The organism is Cytobacillus sp. Bva_UNVM-123 (assembly GCF_046351715.2).
In the GTDB taxonomy this organism is placed as follows: Bacteria; Bacillota; Bacilli; order Bacillales; family Cytobacillaceae; genus Cytobacillus.
Window position 1 is genome coordinate 4,112,015 of the sequence record NZ_CM177772.1, and the last position, 18,177, is coordinate 4,130,191.

Sequence of the window (18,177 nt, forward strand, 5' to 3'; positions counted from 1 at the left end):
ATGATGGTTACTTGTCTGAAAAGGGTGGATTATTTTTAACAAGCATAAAAAAGAGCCGTAAATCTTCCTCTTCTGTAAAAGCTAATTCAATTATTCTTCCATATGCGATCTAAAATAATAACAACAAAAGTGCCAACTAGTAATCCATTTGAGAAAATATGCTGAAAGATATTTGGCAGCCCGAAGTGCAACTATATCAAATTAGATGCCAAAATCCGACATTGGAAACACCAGCGCCGGATTTTGGCAAAGAATCAAATTCGCCTTGGCATATGTGAGTCCAGATTTTGTCGGGTTTGCACGATTAAACCCTACAAAAATCTGAACCAACCGACGAAGGCTTTAACTTCATTTAGCCAAGGTTTAAACCTCAAATTGAATGACGATTATTTTTAATCATTTAATTTATGAAAGTGCTCCCATAAATAATCACAATCTTCTCTGTCGTCAACTTTAATCATGTTGACAACGCTATCATCTTCACCTTTTAAATATGCACGAAGATGTTTGTCAGAGAAGCCATGCTTTGCGGCATCTTCATTTGTGCTGCAGTAGTAAACTGTTTTAATACCAGCCCAGATAATCGCTCCCATACACATTGGGCATGGCTCACAGGTTGCATAAATTTCGCAATCTGATAAGTCAAATGTTCCTAACTTTTTAGTAGCTTCACGAATAGCAACCATTTCTGCATGTGCTGAAACATCCGTATCTCTCATCATTGTATTTCCAACGGCAGCAATAACTTCACCGTTACGAACGATAGTAGATCCGAATGGGCCACCGTGTCCTTTATCCATACCTTCGATTGTTGCGTCTACAGCTAATTTCATGTAATCCATTTTAAATCCTCCCAATACTCTCACATTAATTATTTTAAACCAGGTGGTAAAAAGTAAACAAATACGACAAAAGCAATTGCCCATTCATTTTATTACTTTCCACCCGGTAAAGTATAAAGAGTAAATGATACTATCAAACTGTGAAAAATTCCAATTTTTTCAATTCTAAAAAAAGTATTGAACCAACTAAATAAGAAGAATAATGTGAAGCTGTATCGTGAGTTTCTATTTACTCTGTAACAGGACCAATATTTTCTTTCTTATTTACATAAAGTTTATAAACTAAAAATGCTGCTATTAGTAGATATCCCCAAACGAAAGGCATAGCAATATCTTGTGCAATTCCAAGAGTGTTTGTATGAATTGCACCCACAAAAGATAAAATGGCTCCGAACACTGCAGCTATTATAGCTCCAATAGGCGTGTTACGGATAGTAAATACAGCTATACAGCCCCAAAGTACACTAGTAATAGGAGCACCATTACCTAGAGCTTGCAAGCCATCGTAGAAAAGTCCAGCATTGTGAAGGGCAAGTGAAGAAACTTGACCAGCGCCCTCCCCTACGGACATACCAGTAGCTGAAAGTGCATTATTAACAGCAGTAAGTGCCCATGTAGCAACCCATGGGAAGAAACATACAAAGATTGCTGGCGCTTCAAATTTCGGACTTTCTTTAACAACTTGATGCCCTGTTACAATCGCAATAAACACGAGCATCGGAACAATAGCAGCAATTGGAACTACAGCGAGTAAAAGACCCATTAGACTGAAAACCGATAATAAGAATATGGCAACAGAACTAGCAATGGAATAGCCTAACCCTGCACCAACTTCTTTCCAACCAGCATGACCTACATATACTGTTACTGGGAATGGGTTACCACAAAGGCCACCTACTAAAGTAGAAAAACCGTTTGCAAGCATAACGTCTCTAGTATTGTATTCATCTCCCACAACAGCTGCAGCTTCAACGTTTTCTAGATTAAATATGAAGTTTGATAATCCTAGAGGTATAGCAGTTAATAAATATGGCAACGCAGCTTCAAAACTGTCGGCAAATCCAGTTAAATGCAGCTTAGGAGGATTAAAGCCGAATGATTTTAGAGCTTCTGTAACATCAGCAGGATTTTGATATCCAGCTATCCAAGCAATTGCAGTTCCAATTACTATCAATAATAAACCTGTAGGGATTTTTTTAAGTATTGGATGTTTACTTAACCAGTTCATGAAGATGATTATTAATGCAACAAAAGCTACTACAGGCATTTCAAAAGATTGTAGCATTGGGTTCATACCTAAGAATACAAATGCCAAACCTGCCAAGGCTGCTAGTAATACCGTTCTTGGGACAAGCTTTCTAATCGTTTCACCAATGAATGCACCTAAAAATAAAATAGAAGCCTCAAGAAAGCCCCAAAGCACAGCAACTGTTGTTGTGAAGGCAGCATCTTGTGTTTGATGATATAGAGGGAGCATAATCACAAATACGATAAGAAAAATTCCAGGTGAACTAGAACCTGATGGTAGTGCAGTAACATCTGTTCTACCTGTTTTCTTAGCTAATTTATAGGCAAAATAAGCAAAAATAATACCAGATATTAATACCGCAAGTCCAAAGCCTGGAACAATACGTTTAAAAATAAACTCTGCTGGCATGCCAACTACGCCAATTAATAATGAGATCATAACTAAAAAGTCTGTCAAAACATTGACGAACAAACCGAAGGAAGCAGCAAAGTCTCCCTTTTTCCAAAAAACTACATTACCCATGATGAACACTCCTTGCTTTTAATTAAAAAGCCAGTTTAAATTTTGCTCCTAAGCGAGGATCCATTCGCTTGTTAGCGTTTTCAATTTAGACAAAAATTTTGTGTGTTTGCCTATAGGTCTCCAATATTCTTTGAATTAATTAATTCGACATTTTTGCAAGGCTCATTTCGATGCGAGTATGGATTTTTTCTCGGCACTTGCACTAACCTTACATAATAAGTTTAAACAAATTGCACAAAACAGTCATTGTATATTGAATCCAAAAATAGTTACTTGTCTTTAGGCATGTTATACAAGTTAGTATGTACAAATTAAGACAAAGGTATTTAATCATTTCTAAAAAGTACAGTTTGAAAAATAGAAGGGGTATTTTCCTATATTTATGCAATAAATGGTTTTGGGAGATTGAACCTATAAAGATATAAAAATAGAATAAAGTTGTTGCACTAGATACTAGCTTCCAAGGCAAGATTAAAGTTCCAACGATAGCTGTTAAAATACCAGCCTAATACGTTCATTCCGCTAGTACAATGACCGACCTTATGCAAGGTCGGTCACTGTACTAACTCCACTATTATTTAACAATATGTGTACCAGCTTTTTCCTTAACTGCATCTTTTAAGCTTTCTGGATCTGTAATGATTACTCTTGATCCATTTTTCTCCATAAAGCTTAAACTTGCTTCAATTTTCGGCAGCATGCTACCTGGTGGGAAATGGCCTTCCTCTACATATTGCTTTGTTTCCTCAATTGTAATTTTCTCAAGTGCCTTTTGGTTGGGTTTACCAAAGTTAATGCACACTCTTGATACGCCTGTTGTAATGATGAGTGTTTCAGCATTTACTTGTTCTGCTAAAAGGCTTGTAGCAAAATCCTTATCAATAACAGCGTCAATCCCTTCATAAGTGTTGTCAGCGTTTTTCACTACTGGGATTCCGCCTCCGCCGACAGCAATAACAACAAAACCTGCGTCAATTAAAGACTTAATGGCATCTTTTTCAACGATATTAATTGGTCTTGGAGATGGAACAACTCGACGGTATCCTCGACCTGAATCCTCAACGAAAATCCAGTCTGGATGTGCTTTTTTCATTTCTACTGATTGCTCAAGTGTGAAGAAAGAGCCAACCGGTTTTGTAGGGTTTTTAAAATTAGGATCATCCTTGCTTACTTCAACCTGTGTGATGACAGTAGCAACCTTTTTATCAATGCCTCTTTTTACAAATTCATTTGTTAAAGCTTGTTGGATTTGGTAGCCGATTCCACCCTGTGTATCTGCTCCACAATTAACAAGCGGCACTTCAGGCATACCAGCAACTTCATGAGCGATTTCAGAACGTCTTAATCCGAAGCCCACTTGAGGTCCGTTTCCATGTGTAACGACAACATGATAGCCTTCTTCTATCATATCTGTAATATTAACAACGGTTTCTTTTACTGCTTCATATTGATCTTGAACTGAGTCACGACCGTTTTCTTTCACTAGTGCATTGCCTCCAATGGCAACAATTACTACTTCACTCATCCGATTACCTCCGTTGTGTATGTTTATTAAGCTTGTTTGCTCTTTGCTAATAATTCAAGAGATTGCTCTTTGTGCAAATGATATAAAGGATTTTCCGGGTCATTAGCAATTGCATTTTCGATAGCTTCAATCGCCTCTTCATGCTTGCCTAATGACCTTAGGCTGTTTGCCTTATGAAAAGAGAAATCATAACGATGCGGCTGAAGGGCCAACAGCTTATCCATTTCAACAACAGCTTCCTCATGTCTGCCAAGTTCTCTTAAATAATTTGATTTATGATAACGATAGAATGTTTCTTCAGGATCAAGCTCACAAGCCTTATTGTATTCATTTAGGGCTTCCTCAGGTTTTTTCCATAATCTCAAACAATTAGCTGTGTAGAAATAGAAATCAAGATCTTTCGTATCAATTGCTAATGCTTTGTTATATTCCAGAAGAGCCTCTTCGTATTTCTTCAATTCTTGCAAGAAATAGCCCTTATAGTAAATCAAATCAAGATTTTTATCATCTGTTTTTAAAGCTTTATTAATTTCAGCAATCGCTACTTCATATTGATCATTTTTAGCAAAAGCTTTTGCTTTTACAATTGCCTCATTTGTATCTTTATATTCCTTCTTAAGAATTTGAAGGACTTTGTGCTGGTTAAGCTCTTCTGCATGCTTCAAGGATGACATTCCATCTCTGTCCGGTAAATTCACATCTGCTCCAGCATCTACAAGAGTTTGAATAATGTCAGAATACAAACGGCCTCCATTCCCTAAAATAACAGCCTCAAGTAGAGCTGACCATCCTAAATTATTCACATGATTTACCGGAACTCCTGCTTCAATACAAATTTGAACCGTTTTTAAATAGCCCTTTTCACTAGAAGGCAGCAGAGCTGTTCCTCCAAAACGATTCACACTTGGTAAATCTGCACCACCAGCAATCATTAATCGCAAAATTTCATGGAATCCGTTTGCTGCAGAACAAATAAACGGTGATAATTGAGTAATATCTCTTGTATTAACATCACTGCCCGCTTCAATAAGCATTTTTGCCGCTGCCACTTGATTTTTTTGTGTAGCCACCATTAAGGCTGTACGACCGGCAGCATCTTTATAATCAACACTGGCTCCTTCTTTCAGTAAATTCTTAATAACAGTTATTTCTCCACGTTCACTTGCAAGTAGAAGTTCTGTGTTCAAGGGTTGATTTTCCACAATCATTCTCTCCTTTAGCCATTATCTAAGCTCTGTTAAACTAGACTGTTGATTTTCGCTTCAATCAACAGAGTGTAAAATCAACATTGGGCTTTAACAAAGCCATTATCTAAAAAAAGCGGTCTGACCCCATTCCAAATAAATTGGTTTGGGGTCTGACCTTTTTAGAGTTTGGCTCTTTTCGTATGTATTATTGTTTTCACCTTTAAATTTTGCCCGTTGATTTCCGCTACGGGCACGCAGCGGAAATCAACTCAGATAATCAAACAAAAATCGCATTAAAAACAACAAACTTTACAAAAACAGTCTTAGGTTTTATTGAATATTTTCAGCTAAAGCAAGCATTGCTTTTTCAAAAGCTTCAACTGGAGGATTAACAATACCAGCACCAATCATTCCGATACCTGCATCTTTATGTGCAATAGCCGTATTAATAATCGGCATAATGCCAGATTGAATAACTTTACGTACATCAATCCCTGTAGGAATTCCCATGAAGTCAAGTAATGGAATCGTTACGTTTGGATTTTCGGTTGTTGTAATTTCCTTCATTTGTGTTGAGTAGCTAATTGCATCCTCAGCTGTTCCTCCTACAAGAGCAACAATTGCTGGAGCTGTAGCCATTGCAAATCCACCGATACCATATGTTTCAGTAATTGCACTATCACCAATGTCAAGACCAGAATCTTCTGGTTTGTAGCCTGCAAACATTGGTCCAATTACTTGCTGTGCTGGACCAGTAAACCATGTATTACCAGCCATACCACTTACACGAATACCGAACTCAACACCATTACGTGCCATCGTTGTTACGACTGTGCTGTTTTCAATACCATGTGCAGCATCCATTGCACATTTAGCCATAGCCATCCAAGTTGGACCAGAGAAATAGTCACTGCTCGCAACGAAGTCGAATACTTCTTTCTTCTGCTCAATTGTGTAGTCTGTTTGTATAATATAAGGTGTTAATGCTTGAATTAATAGAGTTGTCCCTGCAATGTTACGGTTATGACACTCATCACCCATATGAAGAGCTTGGGCAAGCATTAAACGAAGATCGATTCCTTCAGGATTTAACTTCATCGCATCTCTTAACATTGGACCAAAAACATCACGCATCCAGATTAAGCGATTAATAACACTTTCATCATTCGCACCCATACGAAGAATTTTTGATAATTGCTCACTCAAGTTTGTATAAGCAATATTTCCGTATGTTTTGTTCTCTACGATATGCATGAACATAGAAGCAGATGTTACACCAGCCATTGATCCTACACAGTTATGCTCATGACAAGGCGAGAATGTAATTTCACCAGAAGCTGCAAGCTCAGCAGCCTCTTCAAGGTTCTTCGCTAATCCTTCAAATACGATTGCTCCCGTTACTGCACCCTTCATCGGGCCATTCATTTTGTCCCAAGTAATTGGAGGACCAGCATGAAGAATCGTTGTTTTAGTCATACCTGGAACGCAATTAATTGCTTGGTCATACCCAATTAATACAGGTTGAGAGTTAATAATACGTTCAACTGCAAGCTTATTCGCTTCCTCAATTTTTTCCAAAATAGAAGGATTCTCTAATTTATCAAGTGCTGCAATAAGATCTGGATTCCCTCTACCTGGTGGAGTCCACTCTAAGTGAGTTACTTCTGTATTTTGCGCTTGTAAATCATCTTTGAAAGATTCGATTCCCACATTGATAACATTGAGTTTTGTATTAAAAAGTTCATTTATTTTACTCATGGCTATTCTCCTTTCTAAACGAAATCTCTAGCCAATAGACCAGCGTTTTGGCTGCTGCTTGCATGTGTTACACCTGCAGCTAATAATTTATTTACTTGCTCATCAAGATTTTGGGGATCTAATTCTGTTCCAAGAACATAACCGATAATTTCTAAATGTCTACCTTCTTGATCAGCATTTTGTTTCGCTTCAATCATTGCAGGAAGCATTGCACCAACTGGATCTTCATGTGCTCCGAATCCTAATACAAAGTCCATCATGATTACGCCAACTTCTGGATCTTTTGCTTCTTGAATAAATCTCTCAATTCGAGTTGATGGATCGATCATTGGATGTGGCTTTCCTTGTGTAAATTCGTCATCACCAAAATCAATAAATGTATGCTCAATGCTTGTGTTTCTATCTTTTAAGTGATAATTTGGATCTCTTTGAATATTGCTGTAAACGTTATCAAACTTTTCCATTGCCGCATGCATCGCTTCATCACATAGCGTACCGCCACTGAATAATCCACGAATATATTTTTGTTCTGGTTTTAGTTTTGAACGAACTTCTTCAATTAATGAAATGTTTAGCGCGCGTTTGTTAAGCTTGCTTTCATCTGCACCAGCCAATACAACTGCTTTAATAGCTGCTTCTTTTGACATTTTCGCGAAATGTGCACCAGCTTCCGTTACTTTCTTTTCGTCTCCACCAATAAACCAAACAACAACTGGTTTTGTACATTCTTTGATTTTCGCAAGAACTTTTTCTTCCACACTTGGTGCAGGTGGCTTAGAAACAAGAACGATCACTTTTGTAGCTTCATCATCTTCAAGTGCTTGAATACCATCAAGCATCATAATTCCACCAACTGCTTCTTTCAGGTCTCTTCCGCCTGTTCCGATTAGTTGAGAAATACCGCCGCCAAATTCATGAATACGTACACTTACTTCTTGGCTTCCTGTTCCTGAAGCGGCTACGATCCCGATATTTCCTTTTCTTACTGCGTTCGCAAAACATAATGCGACATTATTAATGATAGCTGTACCACAGTCAGGTCCCATCATTAATAGGCCTTTTTCATGTGCTAATTTCTTTAAAGATATTTCGTCTTCTACACTAACATTGTCACTAAACATCATAACGTTTAGATTGTTTTCTAATGCTTTTCTTGCTTCTCTAGGTGCATAAGCCCCGTTTACAGCGATAACAGCAAGGTTTGCATCAGGAATGTTTTCTGCAGCTGAAGAAATTGTTGAGTATTTAGCTTCGCTTTTCCCTTTTGAAGTATCTTTCTTTTTAGTGAACAGTTCATTGATAGCAACGAAAGCGTTTTCACATACTTCATCTGATGCAGCTTTTACAACAATGATTAAATCACTTGTTTTCGCCTCTTCGATTTCTTTCGTCATGAGACCAACGTTTTTCATTACCTCTTTATTCATTTCAGTACCCATTGCAATAATGGCTTGCTCAACACCATCAATTTGATTGGCTCTTGTTGAGAGTGACATTAAAGAAACTGAATCAAAATACGTGTTTGGCTTAATTACAGCTTGTACAGTCATAATTTTCCTCCTATTATCAAATTCGCCTTGGCGTATTTGCGCCCAGATTTTTATCGAGCTTGCACGATAAATTTCCCTTAAAAATCTGAGTCATCCGCCGGAGGCTCTAACTTTATTCAGCTGAAGTTTAACTCTCCTGCTGAACTGACCCCATATTAGCAATCAGTCACCACTTATTGAAGTGGAAGATTTTTTGCTGAATGAAGTTAGATTAGCTTCCAATCCAGCAACAAGCCCTAGAGCAATATCTGTTCCAGATGAAGAGCCGATGGTTAATACTTTATTTAAAGAGAGAATTAACTCTTCTTCACTACCATTAATAATGGAATGAACAAGTTGAATAATAGATTCTCTCACCTTCCCAATAGATGCCTTTTCTAATGCCATATAGCTGATTTCATTCGTTAGCGTTTTCGCTTTTTTTACAACCTCTTTACAAAAAGATTGATATGAAGAATAAGGACTATCTTTTATATAAAAAGCTGTGAACAAACCAACTAAAAAATCATCGCCTGATGGAGTTAATCCAGGCCCTAGGCCTAATATTGTAACCGCATGCTGTAAGGCTTTATCAATTCTACTAGATGATAATTCTTGTAGAAGAAATCGAGATTGCTCGTGAAGTACTCTAGAAACTTCTCTTGCAAAAAGATTATCAGATGTCAGATCTAGCTTGACGCCTCCACCTTTACCATGAATATCAATAAATTCCTTTACTTTCCTTAAATTAGTAATCGTGACTTGCTCATCTTTTGGATAATTAGGTAAAACACTCGCCCATTTTTTACTATTTTCAATAGAAATAGTTAGTTTATTTCCGATATGCAAGAGCTGATTTCTTGCGACTACTAATTCATTAACTAGCAATCCAACACCTTTAAAATTCTCGGTGTCAATTATTAAAGTATTAGGTGCGTTATCAACTTCTCTACTAGCTACCGTAAATAATTCCTCATTATCTCGGCTTTTGATGTTAAATGTACGATTAAATACACTATGTACAAAGCCATGAAAATCCGAGCGATTAATTCTTTCAATAAATTCAATATCTCCTGATTGAGTAAAAATCACATTATTCATATCCAAGTTTAAAATTCCCTTTTTCAAATAAAATATTCGATTTCACAAAGTTCTTAGGATGTCTACATTTTAAGAACAAATAAAAAAAATGTGATATATTAACGGTAAAAAGATGAATAACCTCCTTTGCCACTAAAGTCACATTATTCTAGCTACTTATCCAAAATAATTTGACAAGTAACAAGCCTTACATGATTATTCTAGATAGAATGTCTATAATTGTCATCGTCTATTAAAACCAAAAAGGACTCACATCACTTGTGCATGTTGTACAATGGGATGTGTTCATTTTAAGTCAAAGGAGTTGAGTTGAATTGCTTAGAATAAAAGATTTATTGGAAATTAAAGCGATTGAAGGATTAAAAGTCGTAGCAGGGGAACAAGGCATTGATAATGTCATTTCACTTGTGAATATTATTGAAAATCCTGATAAATTTGATTGGCTGTCATCAAATGAGCTTTTATTATCTACTGGATATATTTTTAAAGATAATGTGGAATTGCAAAATAGAATAATTAAAGAGCTTGCTGAAATAAATTGTTCCGGACTTATTATTAAAATAAAGCGCTATTTTGAGCAAGTTCCACAAAATATGATAGATCTTGCAAATGAATATGGCCTTCCTCTTTTAGAATTGCCTTACGAGTATACATTATCTAAAATAATTTCGATTTTTAATGAGAAATCTTCTGGTAGATATGACTTATTGAATCGAAAAACATTAGATATGCACAATATTCTTTTTAAGATCGTACTCGAGGGTGGTGGAATCGAAAGAATTTCTTCCATGTTAGCTGAAACAGTCAATAATCCGATTATTTTTTTGGACAAGGATTGGAAGCTACTGCATTATACTGATTATATTGATAACCCCATTCCATTAGCTTATTGCCTTAACCTTGTGAAGAACCATACAACTTTTAATAAAGAGTTTACAGACTCAATTCCTAAAGAAATTAGTGAAATGAAGAAGTCAATTAAGCGGATATACCATGCTGAAAATTTCGACATAAAATGCCGTATCCTGCCTGTTGCTGTATCTAAATTTATATACGGATATATTGTTGTGTGGCAAACCGTTCGTGAATTGACCGAATTTGATTATATGGCACTTGAACAAGCTTCGCCGATAATGGCTCTTGAAATGATAAAAGCAAAAGAAATTGAAGATGTTAAATTAAAAATAAGACATGACTTTTTCGTTGATTTACTCACTGGAAAAATTACCTCTAGTGAAACCATTCAAACACTTTGTAATTTGCATGGATTAAATCCATCGTATATGTATTACTGTATCGTCACGACAATTGAGTTTGGTGAAGTAGAAAAATACGAAGATATGATAGCAAGAAAATTCCAATTGGAAAGTAAAGTCAAAAAATGTATTGAGGTTATTTACGAATATTCGCATAAAGCGAACGGAGAAGTAACATGTTTTAATCGAAATAATCGAATCATTACTTTAATTGGACAAAATAATAATCGATCACCTATTTCCGTAAATGAGGCGAAACAATTCGGAAATGATATTTACAACATTCTTAATGAACAAGTTAACAATACGATTTTCTTAGTTGGCATTGGCAGACAGTATAGCTCTATTAATTCTATTCACAAAAGTTTTTCTGAAGCGAATGAGGCCATTAGACTAATGCAAAAGTTTGAGGATAAAGGGGGAGTAGCTCATTTTGAGAATCATTCTGTCTATCATTTCCTAGACTCGAATATTAAAGACATCGAATTGGATGACTTTTTCATGAAAAGCCTTGGGAAGCTATATGAGCATGATTCTATACACGGAACAAGTTATATTGCTACGTTAGAAAATTACTTTAATAACAACTTAAACATTAGTGAAACAGCAAAAGCCATGTATTTGCACCGAAATACCCTTATTTACAGAATTGAAAAAATCAAAGAAATCTTAAACTCAGATTTAAAAAATGCTGAAGAACTATTTCAAATACAGTTGGCATTAAAAATCTATAGACTATTAAATAAATCATAAATAACCCTATTTTTTATGTGCTATGAGAATTTCTCCTTAACCATCGGCTAATTTTGTCTTTTTCTTAGAACCTTTGTCGAATCTATTTCGAAAATAGAATTATCTTTTATAATTCTTTATGAGAGGAATTATTATATTTATAGGAGTAGAGAATAATGAATAAGACTTTACTTGAACAATTAGTACTAAGACGTATTAATAAAATGCGAAAGGAAATGATTCTTACTGCCCGTAAAACGGGTTTAAATAGTAATGAAACACTAAATACTAGTAAGAGGCTCGATAAATTAATATACTTCCATCTTCAGTATTTTTCTTAACTTCCAAAAAACTACAATTTAGCTAGGAATAACCCTAGCTTTTTTATTTGTCTTTTTTGCAAATAATTTCTTCCAATATTTATGAAACTGTTTAAACTCGTCTATAATACGAAAAGTGGGCAAATGAATGAGGTGGTGTTTGTTTTGCCATATAATGTATTAACAAGTTTTGCACGGTTGCCACTCGTATTTCGAGTACTAGTCATTTCAATAATCATCATTGTCTTTTTTGGAATGATTGTTCATTTAGTGGAACCAGAACAATTTCCAACAATATTCGAAGGTATTTGGTGGGCTGTCGTAACAGCAGCTACTGTTGGTTATGGTGATTATGCGCCAAAAACAATTTTAGGAAGATTAGCTGGCATAGCTTTAATAATGGTTGGAGCAGGATTTTTAGCTGCTTATTTTGTCAATTTGGCAACTGTTGCTGTAACAAAGCAAAATGATTTTCTTGATGGAAAAGTTGAATTCAAAGGAAAAAATCATATCGTTGTTATCGGCTGGAATGAACGTTCTCGTGAAATACTGAATATGCTCTGCAAGCACCATAAAGGACAAATGTTCACTTTAATTGACGAATCACTTAAAGTGAATCCATTACCGACAATGAACATTCATTTCATACGTGGTCGTGCAAGTGTTGACGACATACTTATTAAAGCTAATGTTTTCGAAGCAAGTAAAGTCATTATAACCGCTGATCCGAATAAAGGAGAGCTGCAAGCCGATATGCACACAATTTTAACATTATTGGCTATAAAAGGATTAAACAGAAATGTTCAATGCATTGTCGAAATATTAACATTAGAACAAGTTGCGAATGCAAAACGGGCTGGAGCTGATGAAATTGTGCAGACGAATATTCTCACAAGCTTTGTCATGATAAATAGTATTACATCACAGGAAGTTGTCACATCTTTTTTAGATCTTTTAAACCAGCTTGATAGACGAAAATTAACCTTTCAACCTGCTGCACCAGAGGCCGTAAATCGTACTTTTATGGAATTAAGTCAACTGCTTATTGTAGAGGAAATTCTTTTATTAGGGATAAAAAGAGGGGAAGAAACATTGCTGAATCCTCCCCATCCTTTTACAATTCTTCCTCAAGATCAATTAATTGTCATTCAATAAATACAAAAAATGAGTGTCACTCATCTGAACGAGGACACTCATACAACTTTATTTCAAGCGCTTTTCGAGCTCATCTTTCTTCTCTTCAAATCCAGGCTTTCCTAGGAGAGCGAACATGTTCACCTTATAGGCTTCAACTCCAGGCTGGTCAAAAGGATTTACTCCTAATAAATATCCACTCATCGCACAGGCTTTTTCAAAGAAATAAACTAAGTAGCCGAATGTATATGCATCTATTTTAGGAATTGAGATGACAAGATTCGGCACGCCCCCATCTGTATGAGCAAGCATAGCTCCTTCAAATGCTTTGTTATTTACAAAATCTACCGTTTTATCAGCTAAATAATTTAAGCCATCAAGATTATTTTCAGCCTTTTCCATTTTTATTTCATGACGAACTTCTTCAACATGAATAACGGTTTCGAATAAATCCCGTCTTCCTTCTTGGACATATTGGCCAAGCGAATGAAGATCAGTTGAAAAATTGGCTGATGAAGGGAAAATGCCTTTAAAATCCTTTCCTTCACTTTCACCAAATAATTGCTTCCACCATTCAGCAAAATATTGAAGGCCTGGCTCATAGTTAATAAGCATTTCAATCGTTTTGCCTTTATTATATAAAACATTTCGCACTGCAGCATATTGATAGGCTGCATTTTCAAACAGCTCTGATTTCGAGAAATCTTCCCGTGCAATCGCTGCTCCTTCCATCATCGCTTCAATGTCCACACCACTTACTGCAATCGGCAATAACCCCACAGCTGTAAGGACAGAATAACGTCCACCAATATCATCAGGTATAATAAATGATTCATATCCTTCTTGATCTGCTTCTGTCTTCAATGCGCCTCTTTCTTTATCGGTTGTAGCATAAATACGTTTTTTCGCTTCTTCTTTACCATATTTTTCTTCCAATAATTTTCGAAATATCCTGAATGCGATTGCTGGTTCAGTAGTTGTACCGGATTTCGAAATAACATTTATCGAAAAATCCTTTCCTTCAAGAAGGTCCATTACATCTTTCATATAAGTTGAGCTGATATTATTACCTGCAAAAATTATTTGCGGTGTATGGCGTTTTTCTTTAGAAAGCATATTGTAAAAGCTATGGCTTAACATTTCAATTGCTGCACGAGCACCTAAATAAGAACCACCAATCCCAATAACTAATAATACATCCGAATCATTCTTTATTTTTTCTGCGGAATCTTTAATCCGTGTAAACTCATCTTTGTCATAATTAACAGGTAAATCAATCCACCCTAAATAGTCATTTCCAGCACCTGTTTGTTCATGTAATGAATGATGCGCGACCTTAACAGCATCCTGCAAATATGTAAATTCATGTTCCTTAATGAACGGAAGTGCTTTCGAATAATCGAAACGAACATGCGTCATTACAGTTCCTCCAATCAATTGATTTTCTCTATTCACTTTACCGAAACCCACCCTTATAATCAAGAAACTAGCTATTTTGTAAGCGTAAACATTTTTGACATATTTTTCATTAGAAAAACTTAGCGTTCGCCAAAGTCCTTTCTGCTAATGCCCTATCTTTTTTTATGCGGTATTATAAGCAGTAATCTTATATGAATTTCACTTGGCTTTAGTCGTTAATAAGCTTAAACTTTCCTACTAGCCAAAAAAATCCAAGCACTAAAAAGCACTTGGATTTTTTATTTTTGCTCTTTTCACATATATTGTTATTTGCCTTCAAATCTTACAACGTAGATTTCCGCTGCGGGCACTTGCTTTCCGCGGGGAAGGACGTGAGCCTCCTCGGCGCTTGCGCCTGTGGGGTCTCACGCTTCCCTCCATTCTCGCAGGACATTGGATAAACATCCTTGAATGAACATCGCACGAAGGAAATGCGAATGCATTTTCGAGGAGTCAAGTACCCTCCGCTCCAATCAACTCAGTGCAAAAATTGGTTCAGCCGCAGTTACTTATGATTAACTTAATACTTTCTTAATCCGTTCGATTGCCCAGTCTAAATCCTCTTCACTGATAACGAGTGGTGGAGCAAAACGAATAACCGTATCATGTGTTTCTTTGCACAGTAAGCCTTCTTCTTTCAATAGTTCACAATATTTACGTGCAGGCTCTGATAATTCAATTCCAATAAATAAGCCGCGTCCACGCACATCTTTAATGATCGGATTTTTAATTTCTTTCAGTTTTTCCATGAAATATTCGCCTAGCCTAAGTGAACGCTCAGCAAGCTTTTCTTCCACAAGCACGTCAATGGCTGCTATCGAAATGGCACAAGCCATTGGATTTCCACCAAATGTTGAACCATGTGAACCAGGGTTAAATACACCAAGAATATCTTTATTCGCAACAACACATGAAATCGGCATCACCCCGCCACCTAGCGCCTTACCCAAAATATACATATCAGGAACAACATCTTCCCACTCGCAAGCAAACATTTTACCGGTACGAGCAAGTCCTGCTTGAATTTCATCAGCAATAAACAGGACATTGTTTTCTTTACAAACATTGTAAGCTTCCTTCATAAAGCCTTCAGTCGGAATAAGAATGCCTGCTTCACCTTGAATAGGCTCAATTAAAAAGGCTGCGGTATTTTCAGTGATCGCTGCTTTTAATGCTTCTAAATCTCCGTAAGGAATTAGTTTAATTCCTGGAAGCATTGGGCCGAATCCACGCTTATATTCATCATCAGAAGAAAGTGAAACAGCTAACATTGTTCGACCGTGAAAGTTGCCTACACAGGCGATAATTTCAGCTTGATCATTTGCTACTCCTTTAACATCATATGCCCAACGTCGAGCAGCCTTGATCGCTGTCTCAACAGCTTCAGCTCCTGTGTTCATCGGAAGTGCCATCTCTTTATTTGTTAGCTTACAAACTTTTTCATACCATGGTCCGAGCTGATCATTATGGAAAGCTCGTGATGTTAAAGTTGCTCGGTCAGCTTGATCCTTTAATGCTTGAATGATTTTTGGATGACGGTGACCTTGGTTTACTGCAGAATATGCACTGAGCATATCTAAATATCTATCTCCTTCAGGATCTTCTACCCAAACACCCTCTGCTTTTGAAATAACAATTGGCAGTGGATGATAGTTATTTGCGCCATACTTTTCAGTTTGTTCAATGATTAAACTAGATTTTGTTAATTCAGTCATATGTTTTCCCCCTCGTTATTTAGCATTTCATATCATTGTACGTTAATCTTACACCTATTTCTGAGAAAGTAAAACTCAATCACTGGGATTTTTCGACACAACGCGACAGGATGCCGCGTTTTTGTCTACTTTCATTCTTTTACAGGCGGTTGATCCCCCACACGGAATTTTCAGTTTCACTCAACTTTTTAAAATGGGGGTTTTTACCTAAATTTTAAAAATAAAAGTTTAAAACATTTCAGATGTTGTTTTTGCTTGCATATGAAGCAATAAATAGTCAGGGCCGCCTGCTTTTGAATCTGTTCCTGACATATTGAAGCCGCCGAATGGCTGGTAGCCTACGATCGCACCTGTACAGCCACGGTTAAAGTAAAGGTTTCCTACATGGAAGTCTTCACGTGCTTTTTCCATGTTCATACGGTTGTTTGTGATAACTGCTCCTGTTAAACCATATTCCGTGTTGTTCGCAATTTCAAGTGCATGATCGAAGTCTTTTGCTTTAGAGAAACCAACGACTGGTCCGAAAATCTCTTCCTGCATTAAACGGGCATCTGGCGCAAGATCAGCGAATACAGTCGGTTTAATGAAGTAGCCTTTTGAATCGTCTCCTTCTCCACCTGTCATCAGCTTTCCTTCCTGCTTGCCAATTTCAATATAGCTCATAATTTTATTGTAAGCGCTTTGGTCAATCACAGTTGCCATATAGTTGTTTTGGTCTGCTGGGTCTCCTTGTGTTAAGTCATTTGTCAGCTCAACCACACGGTTTAACACTTGATCGTACACCTCTTCAACGATGACAGCACGAGAACATGCAGAACATTTTTGGCCAGAGAAACCGAATGCAGACGCCACGATAGAAGTCGCTGCTAATTCCAGATCTGCTTCCTTATCGACAACGATTGTATCTTTACCGCCCATTTCCGCGATTAAACGCTTCATCCAAATTTGCCCTTCATTCACTTTGGAAGCACGATCGAAAATACGAAGACCGACATCACGTGAACCTGTGAAGCTGATGAAACGCGTATCTTTATGATCCACTAAATAGTCGCCTACTTCCGCACCACTTCCTGGGACGAAGTTCAGCACACCTGCAGGAAGTCCTGCTTCTTCCATCACTTCAACGAATTTTGCTGCAACAATGGGTGTTGTTGAAGCCGGCTTCAAAAGAACCGTATTTCCTGTTACGATTGCCGCAACCGTTGTTCCCGCCATAATCGCAAGTGGGAAGTTCCAAGGAGAAATGATGATTCCTACTCCTAATGGAATATAGTCATATCGGTTAAATTCATTTGGACGGCTATGCACACGTTGGCCGTCTTTAATGCGCAGCATTTGACGGGCATAATATTCTAAGAAATCGATCGCTTCTGCTGTATCTGCATCCGCTTCATTCCATGGCTTTCCAGCTTCCTTTGTTAAAAGAGCAGAAAACTCATGCTTGCGGCGACGGATGATCGCAGCTGCTTTAAATAATACATCTGCCCGCGTTTCCGGCTTTACTTTTTTCCATGTTTTAAATGCTTCAACCGCTGCTTGCATCGCTTTTTCTGCAAGCTCTTTGTTTGCCTTTGAGACACGGCCGATTACTTCTTCTTTATGAGCAGGATTGTACGATACAATTTTCTCATCAGTTGTAATGCGCTCTCCACCAATGACTAAATCATAATCTTGTCCTAAATAACCTTCAACTGTTTTTAAACCGGCTAAATAAGCTTGACGGTTTTCATCTACTTTAAAATTTGTGAATGGTTCATGCTTGTATGGTTGTACCATTTTTGTTCATCCCCTTAACTTTTTAATATACCTCAACCTCTATTATGCAAGTATTGTGCCAAATAATAAAAAA

13 protein-coding genes are annotated in these 18,177 nt (G+C 36.9%); 3 read left to right on the plus strand and 10 right to left on the minus strand.

Annotation, left to right across the window (positions count from 1 at the left end):
- Positions 1 to 392 precede the first annotated feature (392 nt).
- The 7 genes from KDN24_RS21150 to KDN24_RS21180 form a co-directional block, all read right to left on the minus strand.
- Positions 393 to 842 (minus strand): nucleoside deaminase, encoded by a 450-nt coding sequence (locus KDN24_RS21150; protein ID WP_409974256.1) that lies wholly within the window; start codon positions 840 to 842, stop codon positions 393 to 395.
- Between the two features lie 229 nt (positions 843 to 1,071).
- Positions 1,072 to 2,613: a xanthine permease gene (locus KDN24_RS21155; protein WP_409974255.1), complete on the minus strand. Its 1,542-nt coding sequence runs from the start codon at positions 2,611 to 2,613 to the stop codon at positions 1,072 to 1,074.
- A gap of 574 nt (positions 2,614 to 3,187) precedes the next feature.
- Positions 3,188 to 4,138 carry a carbamate kinase gene (arcC, locus tag KDN24_RS21160; RefSeq protein WP_409974254.1) on the minus strand — a complete coding sequence of 317 codons (951 nt, stop codon included), beginning with the start codon at positions 4,136 to 4,138 and terminating at the stop codon, positions 3,188 to 3,190.
- A gap of 26 nt (positions 4,139 to 4,164) precedes the next feature.
- The gene (locus KDN24_RS21165) at positions 4,165 to 5,340 is read right to left on the minus strand and encodes an ankyrin repeat domain-containing protein (RefSeq protein ID WP_409974253.1); all 1,176 of its coding nucleotides are present in this window, start codon (positions 5,338 to 5,340) and stop codon (positions 4,165 to 4,167) included.
- Between the two features lie 315 nt (positions 5,341 to 5,655).
- Positions 5,656 to 7,083, minus strand: coding sequence for a YlbE family protein (locus KDN24_RS21170; RefSeq protein ID WP_409974252.1), 1,428 nt, complete (start codon positions 7,081 to 7,083; stop codon positions 5,656 to 5,658).
- A gap of 14 nt (positions 7,084 to 7,097) precedes the next feature.
- Positions 7,098 to 8,633: an acyl-CoA synthetase FdrA gene (gene fdrA / locus KDN24_RS21175; RefSeq protein ID WP_409974251.1), complete on the minus strand. Its 1,536-nt coding sequence runs from the start codon at positions 8,631 to 8,633 to the stop codon at positions 7,098 to 7,100.
- Between the two features lie 162 nt (positions 8,634 to 8,795).
- Entirely contained in the window at positions 8,796 to 9,713 is a 918-nt protein-coding gene (locus KDN24_RS21180) for an oxamate carbamoyltransferase subunit AllH family protein (RefSeq protein WP_409974350.1), read from the minus strand.
- Positions 9,714 to 10,027: 314 nt separating this feature from the next.
- Here KDN24_RS21180 and KDN24_RS21185 point away from each other — a divergent pair, with 314 nt between their 5' ends.
- The 3 genes from KDN24_RS21185 (at position 10,028) to KDN24_RS21195 (ending at position 13,176) form a co-directional block, all read left to right on the plus strand.
- Positions 10,028 to 11,722, plus strand: a complete 1,695-nt coding sequence (locus KDN24_RS21185) for a PucR family transcriptional regulator (protein WP_409974250.1) — start codon at positions 10,028 to 10,030, stop codon at positions 11,720 to 11,722.
- A 155-nt stretch (positions 11,723 to 11,877) separates the two neighbouring features.
- Positions 11,878 to 12,042 carry an aspartyl-phosphate phosphatase Spo0E family protein gene (locus KDN24_RS21190; RefSeq protein ID WP_409974249.1) on the plus strand — a complete coding sequence of 55 codons (165 nt, stop codon included), beginning with the start codon at positions 11,878 to 11,880 and terminating at the stop codon, positions 12,040 to 12,042.
- Between the two features lie 135 nt (positions 12,043 to 12,177).
- A complete protein-coding gene (locus KDN24_RS21195; RefSeq protein ID WP_491348499.1) occupies positions 12,178 to 13,176 on the plus strand; it encodes a potassium channel family protein in 999 nt (332 codons plus the stop codon).
- 48 nt (positions 13,177 to 13,224) lie between these two features.
- Here the strand turns inward: KDN24_RS21195 and KDN24_RS21200 are convergent, their stop codons facing one another.
- The 3 genes from KDN24_RS21200 to pruA form a co-directional block, all read right to left on the minus strand.
- The gene (locus KDN24_RS21200) at positions 13,225 to 14,574 is read right to left on the minus strand and encodes a glucose-6-phosphate isomerase (RefSeq protein ID WP_409974349.1); all 1,350 of its coding nucleotides are present in this window, start codon (positions 14,572 to 14,574) and stop codon (positions 13,225 to 13,227) included.
- Between the two features lie 554 nt (positions 14,575 to 15,128).
- Entirely contained in the window at positions 15,129 to 16,328 is a 1,200-nt protein-coding gene (locus KDN24_RS21205; protein WP_409974247.1) for an ornithine--oxo-acid transaminase, read from the minus strand.
- A 228-nt stretch (positions 16,329 to 16,556) separates the two neighbouring features.
- The gene (pruA, locus tag KDN24_RS21210; RefSeq protein ID WP_491348153.1) at positions 16,557 to 18,104 is read right to left on the minus strand and encodes an L-glutamate gamma-semialdehyde dehydrogenase; all 1,548 of its coding nucleotides are present in this window, start codon (positions 18,102 to 18,104) and stop codon (positions 16,557 to 16,559) included.
- Positions 18,105 to 18,177 lie beyond the last annotated feature (73 nt).

Coding starts and splice junctions, on each gene's coding strand:
- KDN24_RS21150 (WP_409974256.1), bottom strand. CDS start 842: ATGGATTACATGAAATTAGCTGTAGACGCAACAATCGAAGGTATGGAT.
- KDN24_RS21155 (WP_409974255.1), bottom strand. CDS start 2,613: ATGGGTAATGTAGTTTTTTGGAAAAAGGGAGACTTTGCTGCTTCCTTC.
- arcC (WP_409974254.1), bottom strand. CDS start 4,138: ATGAGTGAAGTAGTAATTGTTGCCATTGGAGGCAATGCACTAGTGAAA.
- KDN24_RS21170 (WP_409974252.1), bottom strand. CDS start 7,083: ATGAGTAAAATAAATGAACTTTTTAATACAAAACTCAATGTTATCAAT.
- fdrA (WP_409974251.1), bottom strand. CDS start 8,633: ATGACTGTACAAGCTGTAATTAAGCCAAACACGTATTTTGATTCAGTT.
- KDN24_RS21180 (WP_409974350.1), bottom strand. CDS start 9,713: ATGAATAATGTGATTTTTACTCAATCAGGAGATATTGAATTTATTGAA.
- KDN24_RS21190 (WP_409974249.1), top strand. CDS start 11,878: ATGAATAAGACTTTACTTGAACAATTAGTACTAAGACGTATTAATAAA.
- KDN24_RS21200 (WP_409974349.1), bottom strand. CDS start 14,574: ATGACGCATGTTCGTTTCGATTATTCGAAAGCACTTCCGTTCATTAAG.
- KDN24_RS21205 (WP_409974247.1), bottom strand. CDS start 16,328: ATGACTGAATTAACAAAATCTAGTTTAATCATTGAACAAACTGAAAAG.
- pruA (WP_491348153.1), bottom strand. CDS start 18,104: ATGGTACAACCATACAAGCATGAACCATTCACAAATTTTAAAGTAGAT.